Below are 24,634 nucleotides of genomic sequence, written 5' to 3'. Positions count from 1 at the left end.
GGGGAACCGACCGGGGCGCAAGGAAACGGTGCTGCACCCCGGTCGGTTCCAGGAGGTGCAGCACCGTCGGTCGTGGGTCAGGTTGTCCTTCTGCCCTTGCTCATGAGGAGGCCGCCCGCAACGAGTGCGAACAGACAGACACAGGCTCCCGTGATCACGTTGCTGAGGATCGCTCCGGTGCCGGCGTCACGCGACACCACCCACGGGGAGACGATCAGCCAGACGCCCAGCAGCAGGACGACGAAGTTGAGGTCCTGGGACCTTTCGGGCGCCATGGACATCGCGAGTCCGAGGACCGCGAGGGCAATGCCGCAGATCAGGTTGGAGAGGGCCAGCTCCGGCTTGGCGGCTGCGAAGTGGACCGTCCATGCGGAGATCGCAGCGTAGATACCGGCCAGGAGCACCAGCTCCTCGACCGCCGCCACGCCTCGGGTTCCAAGCATCCTCTGGTAGCGTTCGCGCATTTCCGATGCGTCGGGGTGCCCCGCGATGTCGCCGCGACGGTGAGAGACGTCGGCCATTCCACTCGCCTCCTTCTAGCGTGTGCAAGATGCCGCGTTCCCATTGTGCTCTTATATGCCCTTTATGTGTAGTTCTGGGCTCAAGGGTTTCTGGCGGAGGCACTCGACGCCTTACCGTCACCAGCGGTCACGCACGGCGACGGCAGAGCCCGCCGGCGCCGGTCCCGCCGCCCTCGTACCGCCGCGCCGGCCGTATCCTCGCGTGCACGGCCGGAAGGGGGCGCGGGGGATGGGCTGGGGCGGGCGGCGCGTCCTGAGGGACCGCAATGTGGTGTTCTACCTGAGCGGCGTCGTCGTCTCGGGCTTCGGCACCTCGGCCATGGCCCTGGCGGCCGGTGTGTGGGCCAAGTCCCTCACCGGATCGGACAGTCTGGCCGGCCTGACGACCTTCTGCGTATGGGCACCCACGCTGCTCGGCCCCCTGATCGGCACGTTGGCCGACCGTACGCGACGGCGGTCGCTGCTGATCTGGACCAATCTCGCCATGGCCGCCGTCCTGCTGCCGCTGCTCGCCGTCCACTCCGGCGAGCACATCTGGGTACTGTTCGCGGTGTTGACCGTGTACGGCGTCAGCGGCGTGCTGCTGGACGCGGCAGAGGCCGCACTCGTGGCCGCCGCCGTACCGGAAACGCTGCGCGGGGACTTCAACGGCCTGCGGATGACGGCGAACGAAGGCATGAAACTCGTCGCCCCGCTCCTGGGGGCGGGCCTGTTCGTCCAGTTCGGCGGCGCGGGCGTGGCCCTGCTTGACGCCGCCACCTTCCTGCTCGCCGCCGCCGCCTTCGCCCTCATGCGCGTCGCCGAGCCCGCGCCCCGCCCGGCCAAGGCCCACCGGTGGGCCGCCGAGACCGCCGAGGGAATCCGCCATCTGCGCCACCACCCGGTTCTGCGGCGACTGGTACTGGCCGGGGCGGCGACCATGGGCATGGCGGGGCTGAACGGCGCGGTGATCTATGCCGTGGTCGACGCCGGCTTGCACCGCTCGCCCGCCTTCGCCGGGGTGCTGTACGCCGTGCAGGGCACTGGCTCCGTCCTCAGTGGGCTCTTCGCCGGCGCCCTGCTGCGGAGGATGCCCGAACGGGTCTTCGCGGCTGCGGGAATCACGCTGTTCGCCCTGGGCCTCGCGCTGCGCACCCTCCCCTCGGTACCCGTCGCCCTGCTGGCCAGCGCGGTGATCGGCGCGGGGCTGCCCTGCGTACTGATCGCGGCCATGACCGCCGTCCAGCGCGCGACCCCGAGCGAGCTCCTCGGCCGGGTCGCGGCCACCGCCAACACCCTCCTCTTCGCCCCCAACGCCGTGACCCTGGCAGCCGGTGCGGGCCTGGTGGCCCTGGTCGATCACCGCGTCCTGCTCCTCGGGGCCGCGGCCGTGGCGGCCACCACCGCGGGCGCCTGCCTCCTGGGCGGCCGTGGCCGGACGGCCGTTCCCGCGACCGAATCCGCGTCGGAAGGATCCGCCGGTACGGAGCAGGAGACCACCGAAAAGGCCGAGGCTCCCCGCGACCCCCGCTGATTCACGCGGCGCTGCCCTCCCCGGCGGTCGGCCGCACATGGATCACGCCGTCGGTGACGGTCACCTGGTGCGTACGCACGGCGCGGCGGGCGGGCAGACAGACCGGGCGGCCGGTGCGCAGGTCGAACGCGGCGGCGTGCAGCGGGCATTCGATCAGCCGGCCTTCGAGCCAGCCCTCCGACAGGGAGGCGTCCTGATGCGTGCAGGTGTCGTCGATGGCGTACAGCTCGCCGTCGGCGTTGAACACCGCGATGGGCGGCGTGGTGTCGAGGCGGACGCTGGAGCCCGCGGGCAGGTCTTCGAGACGGCAGACGGGAATCACGGGGCCCCCACTCGGTCCAGGAGGTTGGGTAGCATCATGTTTCGTATGGCGCACGCCGGGGCGCTGTGCGCAACAGAATCCGGCGGGCCGCCCACGCCGTCAAGGGCTGCCCGCAGATGCGGCCCGAACCGGCCGACACGCCACGGGAGTTGAGTCATGGGCCAGCGGAGTGCGGGCGCCATCCAGTCCGTCGACCGTGCGGTCAGCGTCTTGGAGATCCTCGCGCGGCACGGCGAGGCGGGGGTCACCGACATCGCCGACGAGCTGGAGGTGCACAAGTCGACAGCCTTCCGGATCCTGGGAGTTCTGGAGAACCGGGGCCTGGTGACCCAGGCCGAGGGCCGTGGCAAGTACTACCTCGGGGCCGGCATCCTGCGTCTCGCGGGCGCCGCGGCCGTACGGCTGGACATCTCCCAGGAAGCCGCGCCGGTCTGTCGTGAACTCGCCGACGAACTAGGGGAGACCGTCAACATCGCCGTCGTCGACGACGACGCGGCCGTCAACATCATGCAGGCCCGCGGCTCCGCCTCGGTCACCGCCCAGAACTGGCTCGGACGGCGCACCCCGCTGCACGCCACCTCCAGCGGCAAGGTGCTCCTCGCCCATCTCCCGCACGCCCTGCGGGAAGGGCTGCTGGCCCGCACCCTGCCCCGCTTCACCGAGCACACCGTCACCGGAGCCGGCGTGCTGCGCGCGGAGCTCGACACCGTGCTCCAGCGCGGCTATGCCATCGTCGTCGAGGAGCTGGAGATCGGCCTCAACGCGGTCGCGGCCCCGGTCCGCGCCCACGACGGAAGGGTGATCGGCGCCATCAGCGTGTCGGGCCCCGCCTACCGGCTGGAACCGGACCGCCTGCCGGACCTCGCCCTCCGTACCGCCGCCGCCGCCGACCTCCTCTCCCGCCGGATGGGCCACGGCATCTGACGTAGCGTCAATAGCTTGGCTGTGCCAGCGATTTCGCCAAGACCGCGCCGTGCCGAACGGACCCGTACGGCCGTGTCACGGCGGACAGCCGGGCGATCCGGCCACTGTCCGTCCCACCCCCTTGACGGCCCCTCGACCGCCTTCCCAGTATGTTCCCCACCGCGCAACCCGTCGTGCACTGCGCAACAGCAGAGGAGTCTCATCGTGCCCCGTGAGATCCATGCCACCGCCGCCGGGGGAGCAGCCAGGGGCCCCCGCGTCGTCGTCATCGGCGCGGGCATCGTCGGCTGCTCCCTCGCCGCCGAACTCGCCGCCCGGGGCTGGAGCGACATCACCGTCCTCGACCAAGGTCCGTTACCCGAGCCCGGCGGCTCCACCTCGCACGCCCCCGGTCTCGTCTTCCGGACCAGCCCCTCCCGTACCCTCAGCACCCTCGCCGGCCACACCATCGACACCTTCACCACCCTCACCGTCGACGGCAGACCCTGCTTCCGGCGCGTCGGCGGACTGGAGCTCGCCACCACCCCCGAACGCTGGGCCGACCTGCACCGCCGCGCCGCGCTCGCCACCTCCTGGGGCGTCCGCGGCGCACTCGTCACCCCGGGCCGCTGCAAGGAACTGTGGCCCCTGCTCGACGAGTCCCGGCTCCTCGGCGGATTCCACACTCCCGACGACGGACTCGCCCACGCCGTCGACGCCTGCCGCGCCCTGACCGCCCGCGCCGAGGCCGGCGGAGCCCGGTTCCTCGGCCGCCACACCGTCACCGGCATCCGGCAGCACGCGGGCCGGATCACCGCCGTCGACACCGACCACGGCACCTTCCCCGCCGACCATGTGGTGTCCGCCGCCGGATTCTGGGGACCCGTGATCGGCCGCATGGCCGGTGTCGACGTACCCCTGCTGCCCCTCGCGCACCAGTACGCCACAACCGCGCCGCTGCCCGAGCTGGCCGGCGCCGTCCACGAGGCGACCCGGCCCATCCTGCGCCTCCAGGAACGCGACCTGTACCTGCGCGAACACACCGACCGGCTCGGCATCGGCAGCTACGCCCACCGGCCGCTGCCCGTCGATCCGTTCACCCTCCCTGCCTACGACGACGCACCCCGCATGCCGTCCTCGCTGCCCTTCACCCCCGACGACTTCGCCCCCAGCTGGCGCGACTGCCAGGACCTGCTGCCCGCCCTGCGGACGAGCACCGTCGACGACGGCTTCAACGGCGTCTTCTCCTTCACCCCCGACGGCATGCCCCTGATCGGCGAGACCCGCGCCCTGCGGGGCTTCTGGCTCGCCGAAGCCGTCTGGATCACCCACTCCGCAGGCGTCGCCAAGGCCCTCGCCGCATGGATGACCGAGGGCCGGCCGGGTCTCGACCTCCACGACTGCGACCCGGCCCGCTTCGAGGCCGCCCAGCGTTCCCCCGCGTACATCGTCGAACGCGCCGCCCAGCAGTTCATCGAGGTCTACGACATCATCCATCCGCTCCAGCCCCCGGAGCACCCGCGACCCCTGCGTGTCAGCCCCTTCCATGAACGCCAACGCGCCCTCGGCGCCCACTTCCTCGAAGGCGGCGGCTGGGAACGCCCCCACTGGTACGAGGCCAACGCACCCCTCACCGACCGCCTCGACGTGCCGCCCCGCGACGCCTGGTCGGCCCGCCACTGGTCACCCATCGCCGCCGCCGAGGCGCACGCCACCCGCGAACGGGTCGCCCTCTACGACATGACCCCGCTGCGCAGACTGGAGGTCACCGGCCCCGGCGCCCTCGCCTTCCTCCAGCACGTGACCACCAACAACCTCGCCAAGAAACCCGGCGCCGTCACCTACACCCTCCTCCTCGACGAACACGGCGGCATCCGCTCCGACCTCACCGTGGCCCGCCTGGCTCCCGACCACTTCCAGATCGGCGCCAACTCACCCGCCGACGAGGACTGGCTGCTGCGGCACGCCCCCGCCGACGTACACATCCGCGACATCACCTCCGGCACCTGCTGCATCGGCGTCTGGGGCCCCCTCGCCCGCGCCCTCGTCCAGCCCCTGACCCGCGACGACTTCTCCCACGAGGCCTTCGGCTACTTCCGCGCCCGGCAGACCTACATCGGCCACGTCCCGGTCACCGCCCTGCGCCTGAGCTACGTCGGCGAACTGGGCTGGGAGCTCTACACCACCGCCGACCTGGGCCTTCGCCTGTGGGACACCCTCTGGGAGGCGGGCCGCGCCCACGGCGCCGTCGCCGCCGGCCGCTCCGCCTTCAACAGCCTGCGCCTGGAGAAGGGCTACCGCTCCTGGGGCCAGGACATCACCACCGAACACACCCCGTACGAAGCCGGACTCGGCTTCGCGGTCCGCATGGACAAGGGTGACTTCGTGGGCCGCGCCGCCCTGGAGAAGGCCGAGGCGCCCGGGCGCATCCTGACCCCGCTGCTCCTCGACGACCCGGCCGCCGTCGTCCTCGGCAGCGAACCCGTCCACGTCGGCGGCACGCCCGCCGGGTACGTCACCAGCGCCTCCTACGGCTACACCCTCGGCCGGTGCATCGCCTACGCCTGGCTGCCGCCGCTGACCACCGGCACGCCCGTGCACATCGAGTACTTCGGCGGGAAGGTCCCGGCGCACGTCGCCACCGAGCCGCTGTTCGACCCCGAGATGAGCCGTATCCGCCGCTAGCCGCCAGCCGGTGGCCGCCAGGGAGGCCTGCCATGTCCCCTACGTACGACGTGATCGTCATCGGCCTCGGCGGGATGGGTTCCGCCGCCGCCCACCACCTGTCCGCACGCGGGGCCCGCGTCCTCGGCCTGGAGCGGTACGGACCCGTCCACCAGCGCGGCTCCAGCCACGGCGGCTCCCGTATCACCCGCCAGTCCTACTTCGAGGACCCCGCGTACGTGCCGCTGCTGCTGCGCGCCTACGAGCTGTACGAAACCCTGGAGCGCGCCACCGGCCGCGACATCGCCACCCTCTGCGGCGGACTGATGGCCGGCCGCCCCGACTCCCGTACCGTCGCCGGCTCCCTCCTGTCGGCCCGGACGTGGGACCTGCCGCACGAGATCCTCGACGCCAAGGAGATCCGCCGCCGCTTCCCCACCCTCACCCCCGAGGACGACGATGTGGCGCTCCACGAGACCCGGGCCGGATTCCTGCGCCCGGAGAACACCGTCGCCGCCCACCTCCAGCTCGCCACCCGCGGCGGCGCCGACCTCCACTTCGAGGAGCCGCTGCTGCGCTGGGAGCCGTACCGCGACGGTGTACGCGTCCACACCGCCGAGGACACCTACACCGCCGGACAGCTGGTCATCTGCCCCGGCGCATGGGCGCCCGAGCTCCTGGCGGACGTCGGCGTGCCGTTCACCATCGAACGCCAGGTCATGTACTGGTTCCAGCCCGACGGCGGCACCGGCCCCTTCCAGCCCCAGAACCACCCGATCTGGATCTGGGAGACCGCCGAGGGTGTCCAGAGCTACGGCTTTCCCGCTCTCGACCGCCCGGACCAGGGCGTCAAGGTCGCCTTCTTCCGCAAAGGCACCGTCTGCGCCCCCGACACCATCGAACGGACCGTGCACGACCACGAGGTGGCCGCCATGGGCAGCCATGTCGCCCGGCACGTCCCCGCCCTGCCCGGCCGCTTCCTCAAGGCCGCCACCTGCATGTACTCCAACACCCCGGACGAGCACTTCGTCATCGCCCGGCACCCCGCCCACCCCGGCTCCGTCACGGTCGCGTGCGGCTTCTCCGGACACGGCTTCAAATTCGTCCCGGTCGTCGGCGAGATCCTCGCCGACCTCGCCCTCACCGGCACCACCGCACACCCCATCGAGCTGTTCGACCCGCACCGGCTCTCCACCACCGACGCCTCAGGAGCCCGCCCGTGACCACCGCACCGCTCCCCTCCAGCCTGCGCGCCACCCTCCCCGGCGGCCACTACACCGACCCCGAGATCTTCCGGCGCGAACAGGAACGCCTCTTCGAAACGGTGTGGATGTGCGCCGTCCGCGCCGCCGACCTCGACCACCCCGGAGCCTTCCGTACCGTCCAGATCGGCCGTGAGAGCGTCGTCGTCGTCCGCGACCGCACCGGCCTGCTGCGCGCCTTCCTCAACATCTGCCGCCACCGCGGCGCCCGACTGTGCACCGAGGAGAGCGGCCGCGTCAGACGCGCCCTCCAATGCCCGTACCACGCCTGGACGTACGACCTCGACGGCGCCCTCATCGCCGCGCCCAACCTCGGAAAGATGCCCGACATCGACCGCGTCGCCTACGGCCTGGTAACCGTCCACCTGCGCGAATGGCTCGGCTACGCCTGGGTGTGCCTGGCCGAGAGACCCCCCTCCTTCGAGGAGACCGTCGTCGGCGCCGCCGTCGAACGCCTCGGCGACGCGTCCGCCATCGACCGCTATCACACCGAGGATCTCGCGCTCGGGCGGCGCCACCGCTACGACGTCCGCGCCAACTGGAAACTCCTCGTCGAGAACTTCATGGAGTGCTACCACTGCGCCACGATCCACCCCGAACTCACCGATGTGCTCCCGGAGTTCGCCGACGGCTACGCCGCCCAGTACTACGTCGGCCACGGCGCCGCCTTCGGCCCAGGCATCAAGGGATTCACCGTCGACGGCGGCGAAGGCTTCGCCCCGCTGCCCGGCCTCGCCGCCGAACAGGACCGCCGCTACTACGCCATCACCGTCAAGCCGACCGTCTTCATCAACCTCGTCCCCGACCATGTGATCCTGCACCGGATGTTCCCCCTCGCCGAGGACCGCACCCTCGTCGAATGCGACTGGCTCTACGCCCCCGAGGTCGTCGCCGACGGCCAGGACGTGTCCGCGTCGGTCGAACTGTTCCACCGCGTCAACGTCCAGGACTTCGACGCCTGCGAACGCACCCAGCCCGCCATGGCCTCTCGCGCCTACCGCGACGGCGGAGTCCTCGTCCCCTCCGAACACCACATCCAGCACTTCCACCGCTGGGTCCTCGACCACCTGGCGGCCACCGATGCCTGACCCCGCCAGCGACCCGGCCCGTGACGACGACGCCGCGGTCGCCGCCTTCGGCTACCGGCCCGAACTCACCCGTACCCTCGGCAGCTTCCACACCTTCGCCGCCGGAATCTCCTACATCTCCATCCTCACCGGCACGTTCCAGCTCTTCTGATTCGGCTACGCCAGCGGCGGCCCCGCCTACTGGTGGTCCTGGCCGCTGGTGTTCGCCGGGCAGTTCATGGTGGCGCTCTGCTTCGCGGAACTCGCCGCCCGCCACCCCGTCGCCGGATCCATCTGCAACTGGGCCAAGAAACTGGGCAATCCGCACATCGGCTGGTTCGCGGGCTGGATGATGCTCGTCGCCTCCGTCGTGTCGATCGCCGCCGTCGCCCTCGCCTACCAGCTCACGCTGCCCCAGATATCGGCGGTGTTCCAGTTCGTCGGCGACGGCACCGGCGCCCACGACATCGCCACCCCAACGCCGTCCTGCTCGCCGCCGTCCTCATCCTCTTCACCACCGTCGTCAACGCCTTCGGCGTGCGGCTGATGGCCCGTATCAACACCGCGGGCGTCTTCCTGGAGCTGGCCGCCACGGTCGTCCTGATCGTGCTCCTCGCCGTCCACGCCGTACGCGGCCCCCAGGTCGTCCTGGACACCGCTGGAACCGGCAGCGGCCAGCCGTACGGCTACCTCGGCGCGTTCCTGATCGCCTCGCTCGCCTCCGCGTACGTCATGTACGGCTTCGACACCGCCGCCTCCCCCGGGGAAGAGCCCCTCGACCCCGCACGCAACGCCCCCCGCGCCATCCTCCGCGCGCTCCTCGCCTCCTTCGTCCTCGGCGGACTCGTCCTGCTGCTCGCCCTGACAACGCCGCCGCCCCCCACCACTGGTACCTGCGCTGGGGCGCGGTCCTGTTCGTCGCCGTCATCGCGGGCGGCGGCTTCGCCTACTACTGGTTCGTCCAGCGCCACCGCACCGGCATCCTCGCCGAACACGCCGCCGCCCCGAAAGCCCCTCCCGCACGGTGAAGATAGGCGCCGACGACCCGCCGGCCCGCTCGACGCCCGCCCGCGCGTCAAGGGAGTCGTCGGGCCGCGGGTCGCCGACGGCTCGGTGATGCCGGACCTCGTCGGACCTGCTCAGGGAGGACCGCGAGGCCCGCCTCGGGCTCCGTCAGCGGCCGCTGCCCGCCAGATGACGGGCCGGCGGAGACCACACACCCACCAACGGCGGCACCGGGAGCCCGGGCCGCAGCAGGGCGGCCCCCAGCAGGTCCATCACCGACCTCTGCGCCGGCGTCCGCGGGCCCGTCGGCGCCACCCGGCCCGCGCACGGGCTGCCGGCGAGCAGCAGGGACAGCAGCAGCCCCGCCGAACGGCCGCTGAGCGTCCGGGCCGCCGCCACGAGCCGGTGCCGCTGCGCCACCGGCAGCGACAGCGCGACACACCCCGCCTCCCGCGCCACACCGAGCGGCACCGCCGCACACACCTCGTTGGTCGAGTACTCCAGCAGGTCGAACTGGGCCGCCGCGGGGCCGTGTCCGTCCAGCGCCCGGAACAGCGCCCGATGGTCGGTGATGGTCCGCGGAGTGAGTCGCACCGGCTGGCGCCGCGACAGATGATCCATCCGCCCGTCGAAGTCGAGCTGCGCCAGCAGGCTCTTGCCGACCGCGCTGGCGTGCGCGGAGGCACGGAAGTCGACCCACTCGTGCACCTTCGGCGTGCTCGGCCCGTCCGCGTACCGGGAGATCTTCACCTCCCCGTCGGTGTAGCTGCTGACGTAGACGGCCGCACCGGCCGCGTCCCGCAGCCCCGTGAGGGTCTGCTGCAGCACCTCCTCGGGCTGGACGCCCAACTGCCCGGACATCATGAGCATCACCGGGCCCGCCCGGTAACCGCCGTCGTCCGTGGCGGCCGCGAGCCCCTGCTCGCAGAGCCAGTACAACAACTGCTCCAGGATCTGGTGCGGCAGCCCCGTCGCCCGTGAGATCCGCTCCGCCCCCACCGGACGGCCCGCGCCGCCGATGAGATCCAGCACGTCCAGGACCCGCTGCACCGCCTCCCACCGCTGCGGCGCTCCGGTCTCGTCCGGCATCTGCTGCGCCAGATCGGTCACGGACGCGGGCCGCAGAGGCGCAGGCGACCAGAGCGAACCACCCTCCGGCACGGACGCGCTGTCCGGTACGGATACACCGCCCGGCACCGGCACACCGCACGAGGTGTCCGCCGCGCCGTCCACGTCCGGCGGCCCGAGGGCGGCCAGCGCCCCCCGTACCTCCGGCGCGAACTCCGGGTCCTCCTCGCCCGCCCCCTCCGCCGCGGGACCGGGAACCCCCGGCTCCGCCAGACCCAGGGCGCTCAGCAGCCGCCACGCGTCCCCATGGCCCCAGCGGGCCGCGTCCCGCACCACGGCCAGAACCTCCGTGGCGTCCGGCGGCCCCGGGGCCGCCGCCCGGTGCAGTACGACGGCCAGCCGGAAGGCCGCCCCCGGATGCCGCTGCACCCACGCACGCCGCAGCCACTTCCCGGCCGGGTCCAGATCGCCCGCGCGCAGCGCCTTCGAGCCCAGCCGGTAGCACGAGTTCGCGTGCCGGCGGCGCTCCGCGCGGCCCGACCGCGGCCGGTCCGCGCCCCGCTCCCAGTCACCCTCGGGCCGGTCCCAGAAGTCGGAAGGTCCCTTCAGCCCGGACAGCAAGGCGGCGAGCCCGGCCGGGACGACCGGCCCCGGGCCGGCGCCTCGGCCGCTGTCGTTCCTGCTCACTTCACTCACCTGTGCCCTCTTCCACGCGCCTGCGCTGTGTGAGATGTCGGTCGCGGGTGTGGAGCCGGACCTGTTCCATGGCGCGCAGCTCCCTGGCCGCCTTGCTGCTCAGCACACGGACCTGCTGGCGCGGCATCTTCAGGTCCTGCGCGATCTCCGCCTCCTCCATGCCGCGCAGCTGCCGGTCCGCGACCTGCTTGCGCTGTGTCGCCTTCATCTCGGCGACCGCCGGTCTGGCGACCTCCTCCAGGGGATCGACCGGCGTCACGGCCTCATGGCGGCACCCCTCCCCCCGGTCGACCAGCTGGAACAGCGAGGTGTCGTCGACCGGTTGCTCCTTGGACCTGGCCGTCGCGTCGACGGCGAGGTGGTGCGCGACCCGGTGCATGTACGGCAACGGGGAGCTGCCCGCCCGGTTCCGGCGGCGCAGCCAGGTGTCCAGGGTCCGCAGCAGCGCCTCGTTGGCGATGTCCTCGCCCCAGTCCCGCAGCCCGGGGAAGCGGTGGCGCAGCCGGGCGGTCACCTGCCGGACGTACTCCTGGTAGTGCTCCTGGAAGAGCCGGCTCACCTCCTGCGTGTGCCGTGGGTCCTCGCCGGGCGTGCCGGTATCTACCATGGGCCGCACTCCTCCCGCCGTTTGCCGCAGGCGGGCGCGGCCCCTGAGGCCCACACCGTCAGCCGGCCGCCGTCCGGAGGCTCGTAGCGGATCATCACCCGTGCCGTACAGCGCTCCGGGGCCGCCGGAGGAGCGCCGGTCCCACGACGGGAGGCGCGGCCCCACCATCTGCGCGGGTCCCCGGCGCGGGCCAGCCGCCAGGCGGCGATCAGCACCGGGACCGCACCGGCCACGGCCGGGACCAGCCCGGCCACATCGGAGGGGGTCATGCAAGCTCCAGATCTTCCTCGGTCCGCGAGGACGCAGTGCGCGTCACGCACCTCTTACGGCGGGAGCCGCGCGGAATTTCCTCGGGACCAGAACTGATCGGAGTTGATGGGACGTCACCGGACGGTGACCGTAAGTCTCCCTTCAGGCAGGCGAGTTGGGTCAGGCACCCGCGTGCATATGCGCGGACCAGAGGGCCGGGGTGGCGCGGTGGCGGTCACGGGCCGCACGCACCGCGCGGTGCAGGGCGTGCGCGGAGCGGTCCGTGCCGGGCGGGCCGGTTCCGGCATCCGTGAGGGCGCCGTAGAAGTCGACCGCGATCCGCATGGCCTCCGCGTCGTTGACGGGCCAGAGCGTCCCGATGACATGGCGGTACCCGGCCAGCAGGAACCCGGCGGTGATGTGCACCGACTCGTCCGCGAGGAGCTGGTTGCCCACCGTGGTGCTGCACGCCGACAGATAGGCGAGCGCGGCATCGGCCAGCCGCAGCCGCCGCACCGCGTCCACGGTGAGCCTGCGCAGCCGCAGCGGGTCCTCCTCGTCGGTGAGCAGCAGACCGCTGGAGCCCGGGTCCGCCCACTCGCTGACGCCGTGGCAGACGAAATGGGCCACGGGATGGCTCGCCAGCGCCCCCAGGACGCCGGTGCCGGTGGCGGACGGCCCGGAGAGCGAGGCGAGGGCCGTACGGGACAGCAGCGTGCCGACCCGCGCGGACTCCTCGGCGGCACGGGTCAGCCCGGGCGCGTCGGGCGTGGCGACGACGAGGGCGCTGTCGCGTACACCTGCCGGGGATTCCTCCCGGGCCCTCCGCGCATGGGCCAGCGCCCGTACGGTCGGTGTCCAGGAGGAGACGGCACGGTCCAGCACCGCCGCGCCGGACGACGCCGCGCCGGACGAGGCCTCGCCGTGGTGGCCCGAGGCGTGCCACGGCAGGAACGCCATCACACCGGCCGGACACCACCACACACGCGGCCAGTCGGAGTCCTCGGCGTCGGGGGGCGGCCCGAGCCCAAGGGCGTCGAGCACGGGCCCGGCCACGGTGTCCCACTGCCAGGCCAGCACCTCGGTCACCACGCGGTGCCGGCGCCTGGCCTCCCCGTACGGGATCGTGGTCTCCCCGGCCGGAGCCCGGGAGGTCAGCAGCGCCTCGGCGCGGCGGATCGCCTCGCTCTCGGTCACCTCCGGCAGCTCCACCGACCGGACCGGCGTGGCCGGGTCCGCGGTGAGGACGAGCGCGCCGCCGCCGTGCAGGCTCGTGTAGAGCAGGATCACCGGACCGGCGGCGGCCTGTTCCTGGAGCACGGACAGCCGCGGTCGCCCGAGGAACTCCGCGTGGCCGGGCACCTTCCGGATCCGGCCGAGCAGCTCCTGCCAGGCGGCGTCCAGCTCGGCCCGCTCCGTGGCGACGCGCTGGTCCCAGGCGCCGTCGTCGGCGGGCCGGTCCGCGAGATCGGCGTGGTCGGCCGCGTCCCTGCGCACGCGTAGCGCGTCGAACTCGTCGGCGAGCCCGGGCGCGGCCTCCCGCAGATCGTCGAGACCGCCCCGCATGTCCATGGACTGGTGGAGCAGGACGCCACGGGACTGTTCGAGCAGTTCTACCGCTCGTCCCGGCCGCCCGCACGCCACCGCGACCGCGGCCGCCTCACTGCCCAGACCGCTCATCTCGCCGAGCCCGAACTCTCGGTCGCCGCGCGCGAGCCGCCAGGGCGTGAGCTGTTCGAGCAGGTCCACGGCGGTCTCGTAGGCCCCGAGGGCGCGCTCGGGGTCGCCGGCCTGCATCGCGTAACGGCCGTGGGACCGCGCTGCCTTGATCCGGACGTGGACGGGCGAGATGCGGGAGCGGGTCGCGCGGTCCAGATACCGCAGGGCTTCCCCGAGGACCTCCGGGTCGCCGCCGGCGCGGTACGCGGCCCTCAGCGCGGCGGCGCCCGTGGCCAGGACGCCCGCCTCGGCCGGGTGGCCGTCGGGCAGAGAGGCGACGGCGCGGCGCGCGGTGGACACGAGCTCGTCCAGCGTGTCCGGCGAGCTGTCGAGACGGTGCAGGAGTCGCAGCGCCGTGGTCAGGTTGGCGAGCCGGTCGGTCAGCTCCGGGTGTCCGGGCGGCGATTCCCGTACGGCTTCCCGGCCGGTCCCGACGGCCAGGGCGATCGTCTGGGGCGCACGGGTGACCTCGTACTGGAAGATCAGCGCCATGCACAGGTGGGAGAGGAGCGCCGGGCGCCTGGGGTGGGTCGGCGCGATGGCGTCCACCGCCGACCGCGCGGCCCCGACCGCCTCCTCGATGACAGCTGGGGAGGCGGTGTCGCCGCGCTGGTGCAGCAGCATCAGGGCGGCGGCCAGATTGGACTGGTGCTGGAAGAGGGTGCTGTGGTCCGCGGGGCAGGCGGCGACCCCGGCCCGTCCGGCCCGGATCGCGTCGGTGAGCACCCGCAGTTCGCCGGTGCGCTGGTACTCGGCCCGCAGGCCGAGGCTCAGCTGCATCAGCAGCGGGGCCCGCTGGGGATGGCGGTGCGGCAGCCGGTCGTCGTCCAGCACGGTGCGGGCGAGGCCGACCGCCTCCGCCAGCGGCTCCGGATCTCCGGTGTGCTCGTGCAGCGTGCGCAGCGCGATGGACAGGTTGAGGACGCACAGAGGCCGGTCCGGGTCGTCGGCCGATGCCCTGCCGACCGCCTCCCGCCCGGCTTCCACTGCCGCGTCGAGTTTGGCGGGCTCGCCGGTCTGCCGGTAGTTCGCGAGCAGGATTCCGCAGAAGTTGGTGAGTACACCGGCCCCGGCCCGATGGTCGCGGGCCAGGGCGTCCAGGGCCTTACGGACGGCTGCCTCGGCCTCCCGGGCCGCGTCCTGGTGGGTCGCGGCGCCGGGGAGGGACTCGTGCCGGCGGCGCAAGGCGGAGGCGAGCTGGCCCGCACGCAGCGGGAACGCCGAGTGCTCGGGAGGGGTGAGGGCCACCGCCTCGCGGGCGAGATCGACGGCCTCACGAACCGCGTCCGGGTCCGGGACCGTCAGATCGAGGAGGAGCAGCACCCCGCAGAGGTTGGAGAGCCGCAGCGCGAGACCCGGATCGGCTGGCAGGTCCCGCGCTCTGCGCACCACCTCGCGATGGAGCTCGACCGCCCGCAGCAGGGAGTCCGTCGAGGAGTCCCGCTCGAACCTGGCGGTGAGGGACACCGCGAGGTTGGTCAGATGGGGGAGCGGCGCCGGACGGTCCTGGGGCAGGAGAGCGACGGCCCGCTCGGCCGTCTCGATGCTCTCCTCCAGGACCTCGACGTCACCGGCCGCCTGGTAGAGATCGCGTAACTGGGACGCCAGATTGGTGAGGTGGTTGGGGAGCTCGGGGCGCTCCGGCGGGAGCATGGCGACGGCGCGCCGGCTGATCGCCACCGACTCGCACAGGTCGTCGAGGCTGCCGGTGTGGCGGTGCCGGGCGGACAGGACCGTCGCGAGGTTGCCCATCGCGGGCAGCAGTTGCGGGTGGTCCGCCGGGGCCTCGGCCAGGAGCAGCCGGCCGGTCTCGGCGGACGCGTCCAGCGCCGCCCGGTCGGAGCTCAGCTGGAACAGCCACCACAGCGCGAGCATCAGCCGGGCCAGCACCTCGACACGTTCGGTGTGGCCGGGCGCCGCGGTAGCGGCGGTCTCCCGCAGGAGCGCGACCAGAGAATGGAGGTCTTCCGCTGAGCGGGACCGGCGGAAGCGCTCCGTCTGCGCGATGCTCCGCTCGTGCAGGACGCTCGTGAGGGCCGCCCGGGACGGGGCCAGGCCGGGGTCGCCCTCGCGGGTGGTGGCGACGGCCTCCCGGCCCGCCTCCACGGCCTCGTCCAGCACGGCGAGGTCGCCGGTGCGGTCGTACAGCATGTGCAGCACGATCGCGAGGTTGGACAGGATCGCGGGCCGGACCGGGTCGTCCGCCTCCGCCGCGGAGAGGACTCCCTTCCGGAACAGCCGCGCCGTATGCGTCAGTTGTTCGTCGTCAAAGGGCCGCTCCTCGGCCAGCGCCGCGCTCAGCTCCCGCAGCGCGCGCCGCTCCTCCTCATCCATGGCCGTCCACCCCCGGCACGTACAGCCAGGCCGGTGCCTGATACCCCTTCACATGGGCCTCGACCCGGGTGAACTTCCGGGTACTCAGGACGGGATGGGCCCGTACGACCTGCTGGTGCACGAACTCGCTGACGAGCAGGACGAGATCCGCGCCGGGATTCTCCACCACGGCGTCGCGGACCGGCGCGCTGTCCACCAGGCGACTGAAGCTGAGCACGAGATCGCCCTCGAAGCCCAGCTCCGCCCAGAGGAACGAGCCGAAGTCGGCCGCCATCCGCAGCCGCATACGGTCCGTGTGGCGGTGGTTGTCCGCTGTGAGACGGGCATGCAGAGCGCCGATGAGCCCGGGCAGATCGTGCAGCGGATCGGCGTCGACGGGCAGCGCGACATGGATCCCGTCGCCGGTCGGCTGGCGGTCCAGATCGTCCAGGTCGTGGCCGATGTCGTCCAGCGCGTCGCGCACGATCCGGTCGAGTCGCGTATGCAGGGCGCGCCGGTCCCGCACGACGAGGCGCTTGCTGTATCCGACGATGTCGAGGGTGAAGCCCAGCCGCATGGAGGTCGCGGCGGCATCGCTCGCGGCCGGGGCGCCGTGCTGCGGAAGGCGGACGGTGAAGACCTCGCTGCCCGCGGTCGGCGTCATCCCCATCGCGTCGGCGTCCGAGAGCGCGTACCCGGCCCGCGCACGCACGTCGATCTCCCGCCGCCCGGCCGGTACGAGCAGCACGAAGCACCCCAGGTGCGAGCCGAGCCGCACCGACCCGCCCGCCACGCCCGTGTGACGCCAGCGCACGGCGCGACTGCCGACCCCGAAGACGGCGATGTCGGGCGCCAGGGCCGGAAACGGAATCCGTACGAGCGGCTCGTCAACGGCCTCGTCGGCCGCGGCGAAGTCGAGCCGGGAGGTGAGCACATGGGTGCGGGCCGGTTCGGGGGCCGTCACGCCGCCCGGCAGCGCCGCGGACACCAGCGGGCCGCCGGGGCGGCCGGTGTCGAACCCGAACTCCACCTCGGCCCAGAGCGGCGGCGGGACCTCCGGCTCGCAGTCCACGTCGTAGTGCGCCCGGACGAGATACGCGTCGAGGCGGGGCTCGTCGTGCGCCGCCGCCTTCGCCAACTCCACCTGCCAGCTGTGGAAGCGGATGTGCCCCACGCTGACGTCGGTGGCCTGAACCCCCTTCGAGCGCACGTCCTCCACGAGCGACAGCGCCACCTCGGCCACGGGCTCCACCTCGGCGGCCTCCCGCGCCGTGCCCGCCGCCCCGGTCTCCGTACCCGTCATCACACCCCCGGCGACAGCGGCCTCCCCGGCCCCGCGCCCCGCTCGGTCAGCAACTCACCCGCGCATTCTGCCCCTGCCGGACGCCTGACAGTCGGCACTCCGCGGACCGGGCCCTCCTCGGATTCAGGCTGCCAGCGTGGCGGGGGCGGCGAGTGCCGCGGGCTCGCCCAGGCGGCCCGCGGCGACCCGCCAGGCCCCGGTCACCGCCGCATGGGCGGCGGCCGTGGCGGCGGCGACGTCGCCGGGCAGCCGCACCGGCGCCGCGAGATGGACGTGGACCCGCGGCCGGCGGACGGGGGAGGTCACGAACCCCGCGAGCTGCTTGGGCGTGCTGCCCGAGGTGATCCGGCGGGCACCGGCCTGGCCCAGCGGCACGACCGGCGCGCCGGTGGCCAGGGCGAGCCGCGCCGGGCCGGTACGGAACAGCTCCGGCGCGGCCTCGGCGGCGTCCTTCCGGTACGGCAGCCGCCCCTCCCCGTAGACCAGCACCCGCCGCCCGTCGCGCAGCGCGTCGGCGGCCACCCGCAGCGCGTCGGCGGCATGCGCGGTGCCGCGATGGACCGGAATGTGCCCCTCGCGCTCCAGCAACCGGCCGAACACCGGGATCCGCCACAGCCCCGCGGCCGCGAGGACCACCGGCTCGACACCCAGCCGGCGCAGCGCGGCCAGCACGACACCCGGATCGATCAGGGAAGTGTGGTTGGCGACGATGAGACAGCCGGCCGGCAAGGCGGCCGCGTCGTCGTCGTGGCTGACGGTCAGCCGGCCCAGCGCGGGAACGAGGGACGAAGAGATACGGCTCAGCACGAAGGGGCTCCCGTCGGGTGTCTGACGATGCGTCGCGCCCATCGTCGCCCCGCCCCGGGGCCGCCGGCCTGAGCGCCCGTACTCATCTCCCCTCCGCCGAAACCCCTCCCTCGCCCCCGCTTCCGTACCCGGTCCCGGGAGCGGGCGTGTGCCGTGCCTCGTACAGACCCGCCAGCCGCGGCCGCCCCGCCGACAGGCCCTCCACCACCGCCACCGTCGAGCGGGTCACGAAGATCTGGGTACGGAAGCCGAGCAGTGCCGTGTCCCCGGCCCGTACGTCACCGCCCGGCTCCGGGGCGTCCAGGAGACGCTGGTAGTCGATGTGCTCGGGCGGCGCGTCCTGGACGCCGAGCCGCAGACCGGTACGGGGCAGCAGCGCGCTCCTGATCCGGGCACGCGGGTAGAAGCCGCCGCCGAACAGCGCGGGCCGCCCGTCGGCGAGGGTGTGGGCGACCTCGGTCACATAGACCACGGCGGGCTTCTCCGGCTGGTCGAGGTCGTGCCCGTGCAGCGGAGTCGTACCGGTCAGCGCATGGCCCGGCTCGCCGTGCGTGGCACCGAGCTCCGCAAGGAGCGGCAGCGTGGCTGCGCACGTGACGCTGGGCGCGCTGACCTTGAGGTCCGTGTGCCCCCTCGACTCCAGCGACTCCCGCGCCTTCAGGACGGTACGGAAGGTCGGCGTGGGCTCCGGGACGCCGGAGGCCGGGTCGCACAGCAGGCACGGAAAGCCGGTGACGCCCGCGAGCCGCACCCCCGCCAGCCCCTCGGCGGCCTCGGCGAACGCGTCGAGCGCGCCGAACGGCACCCCGCCCTCCTGCCCCGGATAGACCGCCCCCGCCGCCCCTTCGAGCCGTACGAGCACGTCCTGCACGAAGCCGAGGCCCCGGGCCGCGTCGGCGACGGCCCGGGCGCCCGCGAGGTCGTAGACCGTGACCGCCTCCGGACGCCAGGACAGCACCCGAGGCAGGGCGCGCCGGGGGATCGGGACGAGATGGCCCACATTGCCCGGCCGCGCGCCGGCCGCGTGCGCGATCCGGGCCTCGGCGAGATCGATCGCCGCGAACGCCGGCAGATGCCGGGCCACCGCCCTGATCACCTCCGGGGTGCGGCCCAGCTGTTTGACCACGAACCACAGCGTGAGCCCAAGCCGTCGCGCCTCGGCGGCCAGCAGCGCGCTGTTCGCCTCGATCGCGTCCAGATCCAGGACGTATGTGTCGGCCGGGATCTCACCGCGCCGATGGAGCCCGGCCGCCGCGTCGACGAGCTCGGGATTGCGGATGAGCAGGCTGTCGAGGAACACCGTCAGTCCTTCGATGGGGTCATGAGCTCGTCCAGCGAGCGCCGCAGGATGCCGATGACCAGGTCCGCACCCGCCCGCATCGGGTTGACGCGCACGGTCCAGTCGGCCAGCTCCGGCGCGTCGTCCAGCGATGAGCTCGACATGCGGTAGAAGAGGGGAGCGATCTCATAACGCGACGCGGACCCCACCGGGTACGGCGCCGCGCCGAACCTCGCTGCGACTAGGGGAAGTTCGCGCGCGACCGGCTCCCTGAGCCGCACGAGCAGACAGCGGTCCTGGGCGTTGGCGAGGGCCACCTCGGCGACCCCGGGCACCTCGCCCGCCGCCAGTCGCCGCGCCACCTCCGCCCCCACCTGGGACTGCAGCGACCACATCACCGGCACGTGGGTGAGGGCCCGCAGCACCTCCAGCGCCTGATGGCCCTGGACCTGACCGCCGCCGGAGTAGTTGTCCGCCCGCACCTTCGCGACCAGGTCACGGGCGCCGACGACCACCCCCACCCCTTCCGGCCCGTGCAGTTTGAACAGCGAGAAACAGGAGGCGTCCGCGCCCAGTTCGACCCCGCAGGCGGGCACGCGCAGCGCGGCGTAGTTGTCGTCGACGACGGTACGGACTCCGGCGGCCCGGCAGGCCGCGAGGACCTCCCCGGGGTCGTACGCGTCGGCGAGACGCTGGCGGGTGTGCTGGACGTACGCCCAGCGGAACCGGCCGCCGTGAAGTGCCGCGCGCAGCGCACCCAGGTCGTTGAAGTCGGCCTCGACCGCCTCGACGCCGAGGCCGCGTAAGGTGACCGCGGTCGTGCGGTAGACCGGCGCGCGGTGCACGAGCAGCGCGTCGCCCGCCCCCAGCACCGCGCCGAGCGCGGCCCGGATCGCCCCCGTCCCCGCCCCCTGCACCAGCGCGGCGTCCTCGCCCCCGAAGAAGTCGGCGAGTACGGCCTCCACCCGCGCCGTCGTCCGCGGCCGTCCGAGCCCGGGCACCAGGCCCGAGTCGGCGGTGAACAGCTGGTCACCCTCGAAGTGCGCGGCCGTGCACTCAAGGAGCCGGAACTGCCGGGCGGCCGCGTCGGCGAGCGGCACGGTCGGGAGCGGAGACGTACGGGGCAGGCGGGGATGCGTGGTCATGCCGGGATCCCTTCCACGGACACGCCATACGGAAAGCAAACCGGCCCGCGGGCAGTCGTGCGCGGTCAGGAATCGGAGTGGGCCCCGGTCAGGAACCGGAGGGGGTTGCGGCGGGTCAGCAGGTCGATCGTCTCCTCCTCGACGCCCGCCCCGCGCAGCCGCGGCAGGAACGAGCCGAACAGATGCCCGTACCCCTGCCCGCCCTCGGCCCGGAGATACGCGTGGCGGGAGATGTCGCAGCTGAGCAGCGCCCGGTCGGCATGGCCCGCGTCGATCAGGGCCAGCAGCAGCCGCAGCCGTACCGCGTCGCTCTGGTAGCTCTCCTTGCCGATGGTGTCGAAGGAGACGTACGCGCCGCTCGACGCCATCTCCTTGTGGGTGACCGGATCGTCCAGGAGGTCCTGATGCCCTACACAGATCCGGTGTGGGGGGAGTCCTTCGCCGGTGAGCAGCTCCAGTTGGGCGAGGCCGCCCCGGCCCATGTGGGCGTGGGTGGCGACGGAGAGGCCGGTGGCGAGGGCGGCCCGCGCGGCCGCCCGCAGTGTGCGGTGCTCCGCGCCGGTCGGGCGGTCGCCGTGGCTGCCGATCTCGCCCAGCACACCGGGCCGGATGCCGGTGGAGCCGATGCCGTGACGGATCTCCCGGACGAGGATCTCGGTCAGTGCGCCCACGTCGACTCCGCCACCCTGCCGCACCTCGGGAGGATGGAACGGCGCGTAGTACCAGCCGGTGCCCGCGACCACCGCGACCCCGGAGTCCCGGGAGATCCGGGCCAGGGCGCGCGCGTCGCGGCCCATGCCCCGGCAGGTCAGCTCGACGACGAGCGCGAGCCCGAACTCCTCGCGGAGTGCAGTGAGTTCACCGATCACCGCCGGGGCGTGGAGCCGGGGGTCCAGGACGGCGGCCCGGTCGCCGTGCCGGTCCAGGTCGAGCACCAGATGCTCATGGGCCAGGACCGGCCCCCGTACCGTGCCCGGATCGAGCGGACCGGTGACCGTACGCACGGCCGGACGGACGGTTGGAGGGAGGGCTGGTCGCATGGCTGGTCGCACGGGCTCAGCCCTTGACCGGCGTGAACAGGTCCAGCCAGTACAGCACGTTGAGCGCGACGCCTCCGGCCACCACCGCGGTCGGCGCCGCCGCCATCCGTACGACCGGCCGCCCCATCGTCTCGTTCAGCAGGTACAGCCCGCCGACCAGCAGGATGCCGAGCCCACCGCCCATGGCATGGGCGGCCATCAGGGAGCCGAAGAGGATCGCCAGATGGAGCGTGTCGCCGATCGCGGCGCGCAGATGATCGGAGGAGTCACGGACGCTGGGCAGCCGGCCCAGGATCCGGCCGATCGCGGACAGCGCCAGGATCTCGGCCGCGAACACCAGCGCACCGGCCACCGCCGCGAGGTACGGGTTCGGCAGCAGATAGCCCAGCGGATAGACCAGGGTGAAGCCCGCCACCCCGTACGCCCCCGAGGCCAGCGCCGTCGTCGCGACCAGCGGCAGGAACCCGAACGCCCGGTACAGGTCGACCTGGGCGGCCTCCGCGTACTGCCCCTTGGCGATGAGGAAACTGGTCGCCTCCCCGCCGCCGAAGGCATGCGTCTGCGCGAGCACACAGATCCCGGCGCCGAGCACCATGAACAGCGGCAGGTGCCGGCGCAGCCGCGCCGCGCCCGCGCTGAACAGCGAGACCACCGCGTCGTCGCCCTCCCCGGGGGCCGCGGACCCGCCCGCCCGGCGCTCCTTCATGTCCCGGACGACCGCCAGGCCGATCAGCAGCAGCACACCGGCGGCCATGGCGGGGGCGCCCGCGAACACCCCCGGCCAGAGCTTCATGGTCGCGACGACGAGGACGAGCTCCGCGACCGCCGCCACGCACCCCCACCGCCGCCCGAACTGCCGGGCGACGGCCAGCACCGGGAAGAGCGTGAAGAGATGGAGGATCGGCGTCGACATCTCCTGGAGGAAGGTGAGGATGTCCACCGGCAGTCGGTGCGCCACCTCGTTGGCACCGTCCAGGCCGAACACGACCACCGCCCCCCAGGCGCCGCCCAGGACCGGTGCCAGCCATCGCCGCGGCGAAAGCAGGCCGAGGACGTCGGTGGGCAGGAACAGCAGCCAGGGATTGAGGACGCCGGTGGACAGCGCCATCGGCGCGCCCAGACCGAAGACGAAGCCCGCGGAGAGCCCGAAGGACACGGCGGTGACGGCACCGCGCTCCGCGCGGCCCTGGACGAAGTCGAGGAGGAACGGCCTGACACCGTCGTTGAAGACGGCCAGAGCGCGGTGGGACACGAAGGCGGTCAGCGCGCACAGGGCGATGACACCGAGCTGTTGCGGCGGGCTCAGGGCGAGCCCGGCGGCGAGCGGAGCACTCACGGGTGGCGGCCCGTCGGGAGGTCAGCCGCGCGCCGCGACGGCGTCCGCGAGCAGCGGCACGACCGTGTCGATCTGGTCCAGGGAGAAACCGAAGACCTTCTTGCCCTGGTCGAGCAGGCTCTCCACGGTGGCCCGGTCGGGCACCGAACGCCCGAAGGTGTGACACGCCGCCTGCCCGACGAGGCCGACGAGCACGCCGAGGGAGGCGCCGGCGCCGGTGTGGCAGGTGCCGAAGTAGTAGTCGGCCAGGCCCGCGCGCAGTCGGGTCGCGGCGTCGAGGTCGGAGGAGACGATGACCTCCACGCCGTCCAGGGCGAGTCTTCCGACGGCGTCGGCGGTCTCGATCTTGGCGACACCGCCGGTGAGGATCTTCGCCATGCTGTTTCCTTCTTTCCCGTGTGTTTTCCCGCATGGTTGCCGGGCTGGTGCTGTGTGCTCACGCACCGGGCCGGCCGAGGACGGCCAGATGCAGACCGAGGAAGTGGATCTCGGAGTCGGGGAGCGGCGCGCCGAGCGCCCGCTCGGCGCGGTGGGAGACGGCCCGGGCAAGGGCCACGGCCTCCGGATGGCCGGCGAGCTCGGCGCCGACCAGCGCGTCCGTGGCGGACTCCTCGACGGACGCGCCGTCCAGGAGCCGGGTGAGGGCCCCCATCAGATGACTGGTGAGCATGCCCGCGGACGCTTCCGTCACGGTCCGCCCGGCGGCGGACAGCAGCTCCAGCTCGGCGGCGACGAAGTCGGCCACCTCGGGCTGGACCTGGCCGCTCTCACGGAAGAGCCGGATACGCAGGGCGAGCTGATCGTCCACGGGTTCCCTCCTGGGGGCGGCGGTGGTCTGAGGGACATCAGTAGGAGGGGATGCGTTCGCCCCGGAGCACCTCGCCCTGCAGCGCGGTCACCGTACGGAGATCGAGCGCGGCCCGCACCGCCGCCAGGGCGTGGGGGCAGTCCCGGCGCCCGATCACGGCCGCACTCGAATTGTGCGCCGCCAGCTCCCTCGTGATCGCGTCCCCGAAGGGCAGGACGTCCACGGCCGTGCCGAGCCACCCCTTGGCCTCGTCGAGGTTCCAGACGGTGGCGTCCGCCCGCTTCTGCGCGAAGAGGCCGCCCAGTTGCATGTACGACCCCTCCACCCACTCGATGTCCGTACGCCCCGCGAACGCCCGCTCGGCGAGCAGGCACTGGTCCTCGGAGGTACGGTCCACCGCCACGCGCAGCCCCGGCGCGCCGAGATCGGCGCCTTGGCGCACGAGCACCCCGTGCGCGCCGACATAGGTGCCCGGGCCGAGGTCGGCGACCAGCTCGACCGGATGCTCGGCGAGATAGCGGTCGGCGGCGAGCCGGGAGAGGACGACCAGATCGGCCTTGCCGTCGAGCAGCGCCCGTACGCGCGCCGCGGCGCCGCACATGAACGTGATGGCGAACGGCGTGCCCGCCCGGTCGAACGCCGCCCGCAAGCCGGTCGCCAGCCCCTCGTACCGCCGCGAGTACGGCAGCGGCATCGCCGCGAGCAGCGTGCCGAGGCCCGAGAGCCGCCACAGGGCGGCCCGGTCCGAGCGGATCAGAAACGTGCCGAGGTGCCCCCGTGCCGCGGTCTCGATCGCGCCCGACTCCTCCAACAGCCGCAGCGCCGCCTGCGCGGTTCCGTTGCCCACGCCGAGCGTGACCGCGAAGTCACGGACGCGCGGCAGCCGTACGCCCGGCTCGTGGAGCAGCAGCAGGGCGGCGAGCCGCCGCGCGACCAGACCGTTGCGGGTGAGAAACCGATCGTCGAAACCGTTCACGGTCGAACAGTACGACGAGGGAGGCCGGAAT

At 73.2% G+C, this 24,634-nt stretch carries 20 protein-coding genes and 1 pseudogene; 6 read left to right on the top strand and 15 right to left on the bottom strand.

Annotated features, from left to right (window positions below):
- Positions 1–77: 77 nt before the first annotated feature.
- Positions 78–443: an SPW repeat protein gene (locus tag ACZ7LT_RS29595; RefSeq protein ID WP_471239185.1), complete on the bottom strand. Its 366-nt coding sequence runs from the start codon at positions 441–443 to the stop codon at positions 78–80.
- Between the two features lie 307 nt (positions 444–750).
- Between ACZ7LT_RS29595 and ACZ7LT_RS29590 the strand changes: the two genes are divergently transcribed.
- Positions 751–2,034: an MFS transporter gene (locus tag ACZ7LT_RS29590; protein WP_471239263.1), complete on the top strand. Its 1,284-nt coding sequence runs from the start codon at positions 751–753 to the stop codon at positions 2,032–2,034.
- A gap of 1 nt (position 2,035) precedes the next feature.
- Here the strand turns inward: ACZ7LT_RS29590 and ACZ7LT_RS29585 are convergent, their stop codons facing one another.
- Entirely contained in the window at positions 2,036–2,356 is a 321-nt protein-coding gene (locus ACZ7LT_RS29585; RefSeq protein WP_471239184.1) for a bifunctional 3-phenylpropionate/cinnamic acid dioxygenase ferredoxin subunit, read from the bottom strand.
- A 156-nt stretch (positions 2,357–2,512) separates the two neighbouring features.
- Between ACZ7LT_RS29585 and ACZ7LT_RS29580 the strand changes: the two genes are divergently transcribed.
- The 5 genes and pseudogenes from ACZ7LT_RS29580 to ACZ7LT_RS29560 all read left to right on the top strand — a co-directional run.
- Complete coding sequence (locus tag ACZ7LT_RS29580) at positions 2,513–3,280, top strand: IclR family transcriptional regulator (RefSeq protein ID WP_471239183.1); 768 nt, start codon at positions 2,513–2,515, stop codon at positions 3,278–3,280.
- A gap of 204 nt (positions 3,281–3,484) precedes the next feature.
- Positions 3,485–5,944: a GcvT family protein gene (locus ACZ7LT_RS29575; RefSeq protein WP_471239182.1), complete on the top strand. Its 2,460-nt coding sequence runs from the start codon at positions 3,485–3,487 to the stop codon at positions 5,942–5,944.
- Positions 5,945–5,976: 32 nt separating this feature from the next.
- Entirely contained in the window at positions 5,977–7,146 is a 1,170-nt protein-coding gene (gene solA, locus ACZ7LT_RS29570; RefSeq protein WP_471239181.1) for an N-methyl-L-tryptophan oxidase, read from the top strand.
- The gene (locus ACZ7LT_RS29565; RefSeq protein ID WP_471239180.1) at positions 7,143–8,273 is read left to right on the top strand and encodes an aromatic ring-hydroxylating oxygenase subunit alpha; all 1,131 of its coding nucleotides are present in this window, start codon (positions 7,143–7,145) and stop codon (positions 8,271–8,273) included. The genes solA and ACZ7LT_RS29565 overlap by 4 nt, the downstream gene beginning before the upstream one ends.
- Positions 8,266–9,116, top strand: a pseudogene (locus ACZ7LT_RS29560) (APC family permease); the annotation flags it as partial. The gene ACZ7LT_RS29565 and the pseudogene ACZ7LT_RS29560, both read left to right, overlap by 8 nt.
- Before the next feature lie 309 nt (positions 9,117–9,425).
- Here the strand turns inward: ACZ7LT_RS29560 and ACZ7LT_RS29555 are convergent.
- From ACZ7LT_RS29555 to yhfZ, 13 genes are all read right to left on the bottom strand, one after another.
- On the bottom strand, positions 9,426–11,012 hold the full coding sequence (locus ACZ7LT_RS29555; RefSeq protein ID WP_471239179.1) for an IclR family transcriptional regulator domain-containing protein: 1,587 nt from the start codon (positions 11,010–11,012) through the stop codon (positions 9,426–9,428).
- A gap of 1 nt (position 11,013) precedes the next feature.
- Complete coding sequence (locus ACZ7LT_RS29550; protein WP_471239178.1) at positions 11,014–11,628, bottom strand: RNA polymerase sigma factor; 615 nt, start codon at positions 11,626–11,628, stop codon at positions 11,014–11,016.
- Positions 11,622–11,897 carry a hypothetical protein gene (locus ACZ7LT_RS29545; RefSeq protein WP_471239177.1) on the bottom strand — a complete coding sequence of 92 codons (276 nt, stop codon included), beginning with the start codon at positions 11,895–11,897 and terminating at the stop codon, positions 11,622–11,624. The genes ACZ7LT_RS29550 and ACZ7LT_RS29545 overlap by 7 nt, the downstream gene beginning before the upstream one ends.
- A gap of 160 nt (positions 11,898–12,057) precedes the next feature.
- On the bottom strand, positions 12,058–15,930 hold the full coding sequence (locus ACZ7LT_RS29540; protein WP_471239176.1) for a CHAT domain-containing protein: 3,873 nt from the start codon (positions 15,928–15,930) through the stop codon (positions 12,058–12,060).
- The gene (locus ACZ7LT_RS29535) at positions 15,923–17,212 is read right to left on the bottom strand and encodes a hypothetical protein (protein ID WP_471239175.1); all 1,290 of its coding nucleotides are present in this window, start codon (positions 17,210–17,212) and stop codon (positions 15,923–15,925) included. The genes ACZ7LT_RS29540 and ACZ7LT_RS29535 overlap by 8 nt, the downstream gene beginning before the upstream one ends.
- 123 nt (positions 17,213–17,335) lie before the next feature.
- Positions 17,336–18,019, bottom strand: a complete 684-nt coding sequence (locus ACZ7LT_RS29530) for a lysophospholipid acyltransferase family protein (protein ID WP_471239174.1) — start codon at positions 18,017–18,019, stop codon at positions 17,336–17,338.
- Between the two features lie 82 nt (positions 18,020–18,101).
- Positions 18,102–19,319: an alanine racemase gene (locus ACZ7LT_RS29525; protein WP_471239173.1), complete on the bottom strand. Its 1,218-nt coding sequence runs from the start codon at positions 19,317–19,319 to the stop codon at positions 18,102–18,104.
- 2 nt (positions 19,320–19,321) lie between these two features.
- On the bottom strand, positions 19,322–20,443 hold the full coding sequence (locus ACZ7LT_RS29520; protein ID WP_471239172.1) for an aminotransferase class V-fold PLP-dependent enzyme: 1,122 nt from the start codon (positions 20,441–20,443) through the stop codon (positions 19,322–19,324).
- Positions 20,444–20,508: 65 nt separating this feature from the next.
- A complete protein-coding gene (locus tag ACZ7LT_RS29515; protein WP_471239171.1) occupies positions 20,509–21,483 on the bottom strand; it encodes a phosphotriesterase family protein in 975 nt (324 codons plus the stop codon).
- Positions 21,484–21,499: 16 nt separating this feature from the next.
- The gene (locus ACZ7LT_RS29510) at positions 21,500–22,819 is read right to left on the bottom strand and encodes a YhfT family protein (RefSeq protein WP_471239170.1); all 1,320 of its coding nucleotides are present in this window, start codon (positions 22,817–22,819) and stop codon (positions 21,500–21,502) included.
- A 21-nt stretch (positions 22,820–22,840) separates the two neighbouring features.
- A complete protein-coding gene (locus ACZ7LT_RS29505; RefSeq protein ID WP_471239169.1) occupies positions 22,841–23,197 on the bottom strand; it encodes a DUF2620 domain-containing protein in 357 nt (118 codons plus the stop codon).
- Between the two features lie 58 nt (positions 23,198–23,255).
- The gene (locus tag ACZ7LT_RS29500; protein ID WP_471239168.1) at positions 23,256–23,627 is read right to left on the bottom strand and encodes a transcriptional antiterminator; all 372 of its coding nucleotides are present in this window, start codon (positions 23,625–23,627) and stop codon (positions 23,256–23,258) included.
- A gap of 37 nt (positions 23,628–23,664) precedes the next feature.
- The gene (gene yhfZ, locus ACZ7LT_RS29495; RefSeq protein WP_471239167.1) at positions 23,665–24,603 is read right to left on the bottom strand and encodes a GntR family transcriptional regulator YhfZ; all 939 of its coding nucleotides are present in this window, start codon (positions 24,601–24,603) and stop codon (positions 23,665–23,667) included.
- Positions 24,604–24,634 lie beyond the last annotated feature (31 nt).

Source organism: Streptomyces sp. NPDC039465, from assembly GCF_055639315.1.
The sequence above is the reverse complement of the archived record's forward strand: the minus strand, read 5'-3'. Positions and strand labels throughout refer to the sequence as shown.

Excerpts from the sequence above, each read along its gene's own strand:
- ACZ7LT_RS29520 (WP_471239172.1), bottom strand. The coding sequence starts at position 20,443 with ATGACCACGCATCCCCGCCTGCCCCGTACGTCTCCGCTCCCGACCGTG.
- ACZ7LT_RS29550 (WP_471239178.1), bottom strand. The coding sequence starts at position 11,628 with ATGGTAGATACCGGCACGCCCGGCGAGGACCCACGGCACACGCAGGAG.
- ACZ7LT_RS29505 (WP_471239169.1), bottom strand. The coding sequence starts at position 23,197 with ATGGCGAAGATCCTCACCGGCGGTGTCGCCAAGATCGAGACCGCCGAC.
- ACZ7LT_RS29580 (WP_471239183.1), top strand. The coding sequence starts at position 2,513 with ATGGGCCAGCGGAGTGCGGGCGCCATCCAGTCCGTCGACCGTGCGGTC.
- ACZ7LT_RS29590 (WP_471239263.1), top strand. The coding sequence starts at position 751 with ATGGGCTGGGGCGGGCGGCGCGTCCTGAGGGACCGCAATGTGGTGTTC.
- ACZ7LT_RS29540 (WP_471239176.1), bottom strand. The coding sequence starts at position 15,930 with ATGGATGAGGAGGAGCGGCGCGCGCTGCGGGAGCTGAGCGCGGCGCTG.
- ACZ7LT_RS29535 (WP_471239175.1), bottom strand. The coding sequence starts at position 17,212 with ATGACGGGTACGGAGACCGGGGCGGCGGGCACGGCGCGGGAGGCCGCC.
- solA (WP_471239181.1), top strand. The coding sequence starts at position 5,977 with ATGTCCCCTACGTACGACGTGATCGTCATCGGCCTCGGCGGGATGGGT.
- ACZ7LT_RS29545 (WP_471239177.1), bottom strand. The coding sequence starts at position 11,897 with ATGACCCCCTCCGATGTGGCCGGGCTGGTCCCGGCCGTGGCCGGTGCG.
- ACZ7LT_RS29595 (WP_471239185.1), bottom strand. The coding sequence starts at position 443 with ATGCTTGGAACCCGAGGCGTGGCGGCGGTCGAGGAGCTGGTGCTCCTG.
- ACZ7LT_RS29515 (WP_471239171.1), bottom strand. The coding sequence starts at position 21,483 with ATGCGACCAGCCCTCCCTCCAACCGTCCGTCCGGCCGTGCGTACGGTC.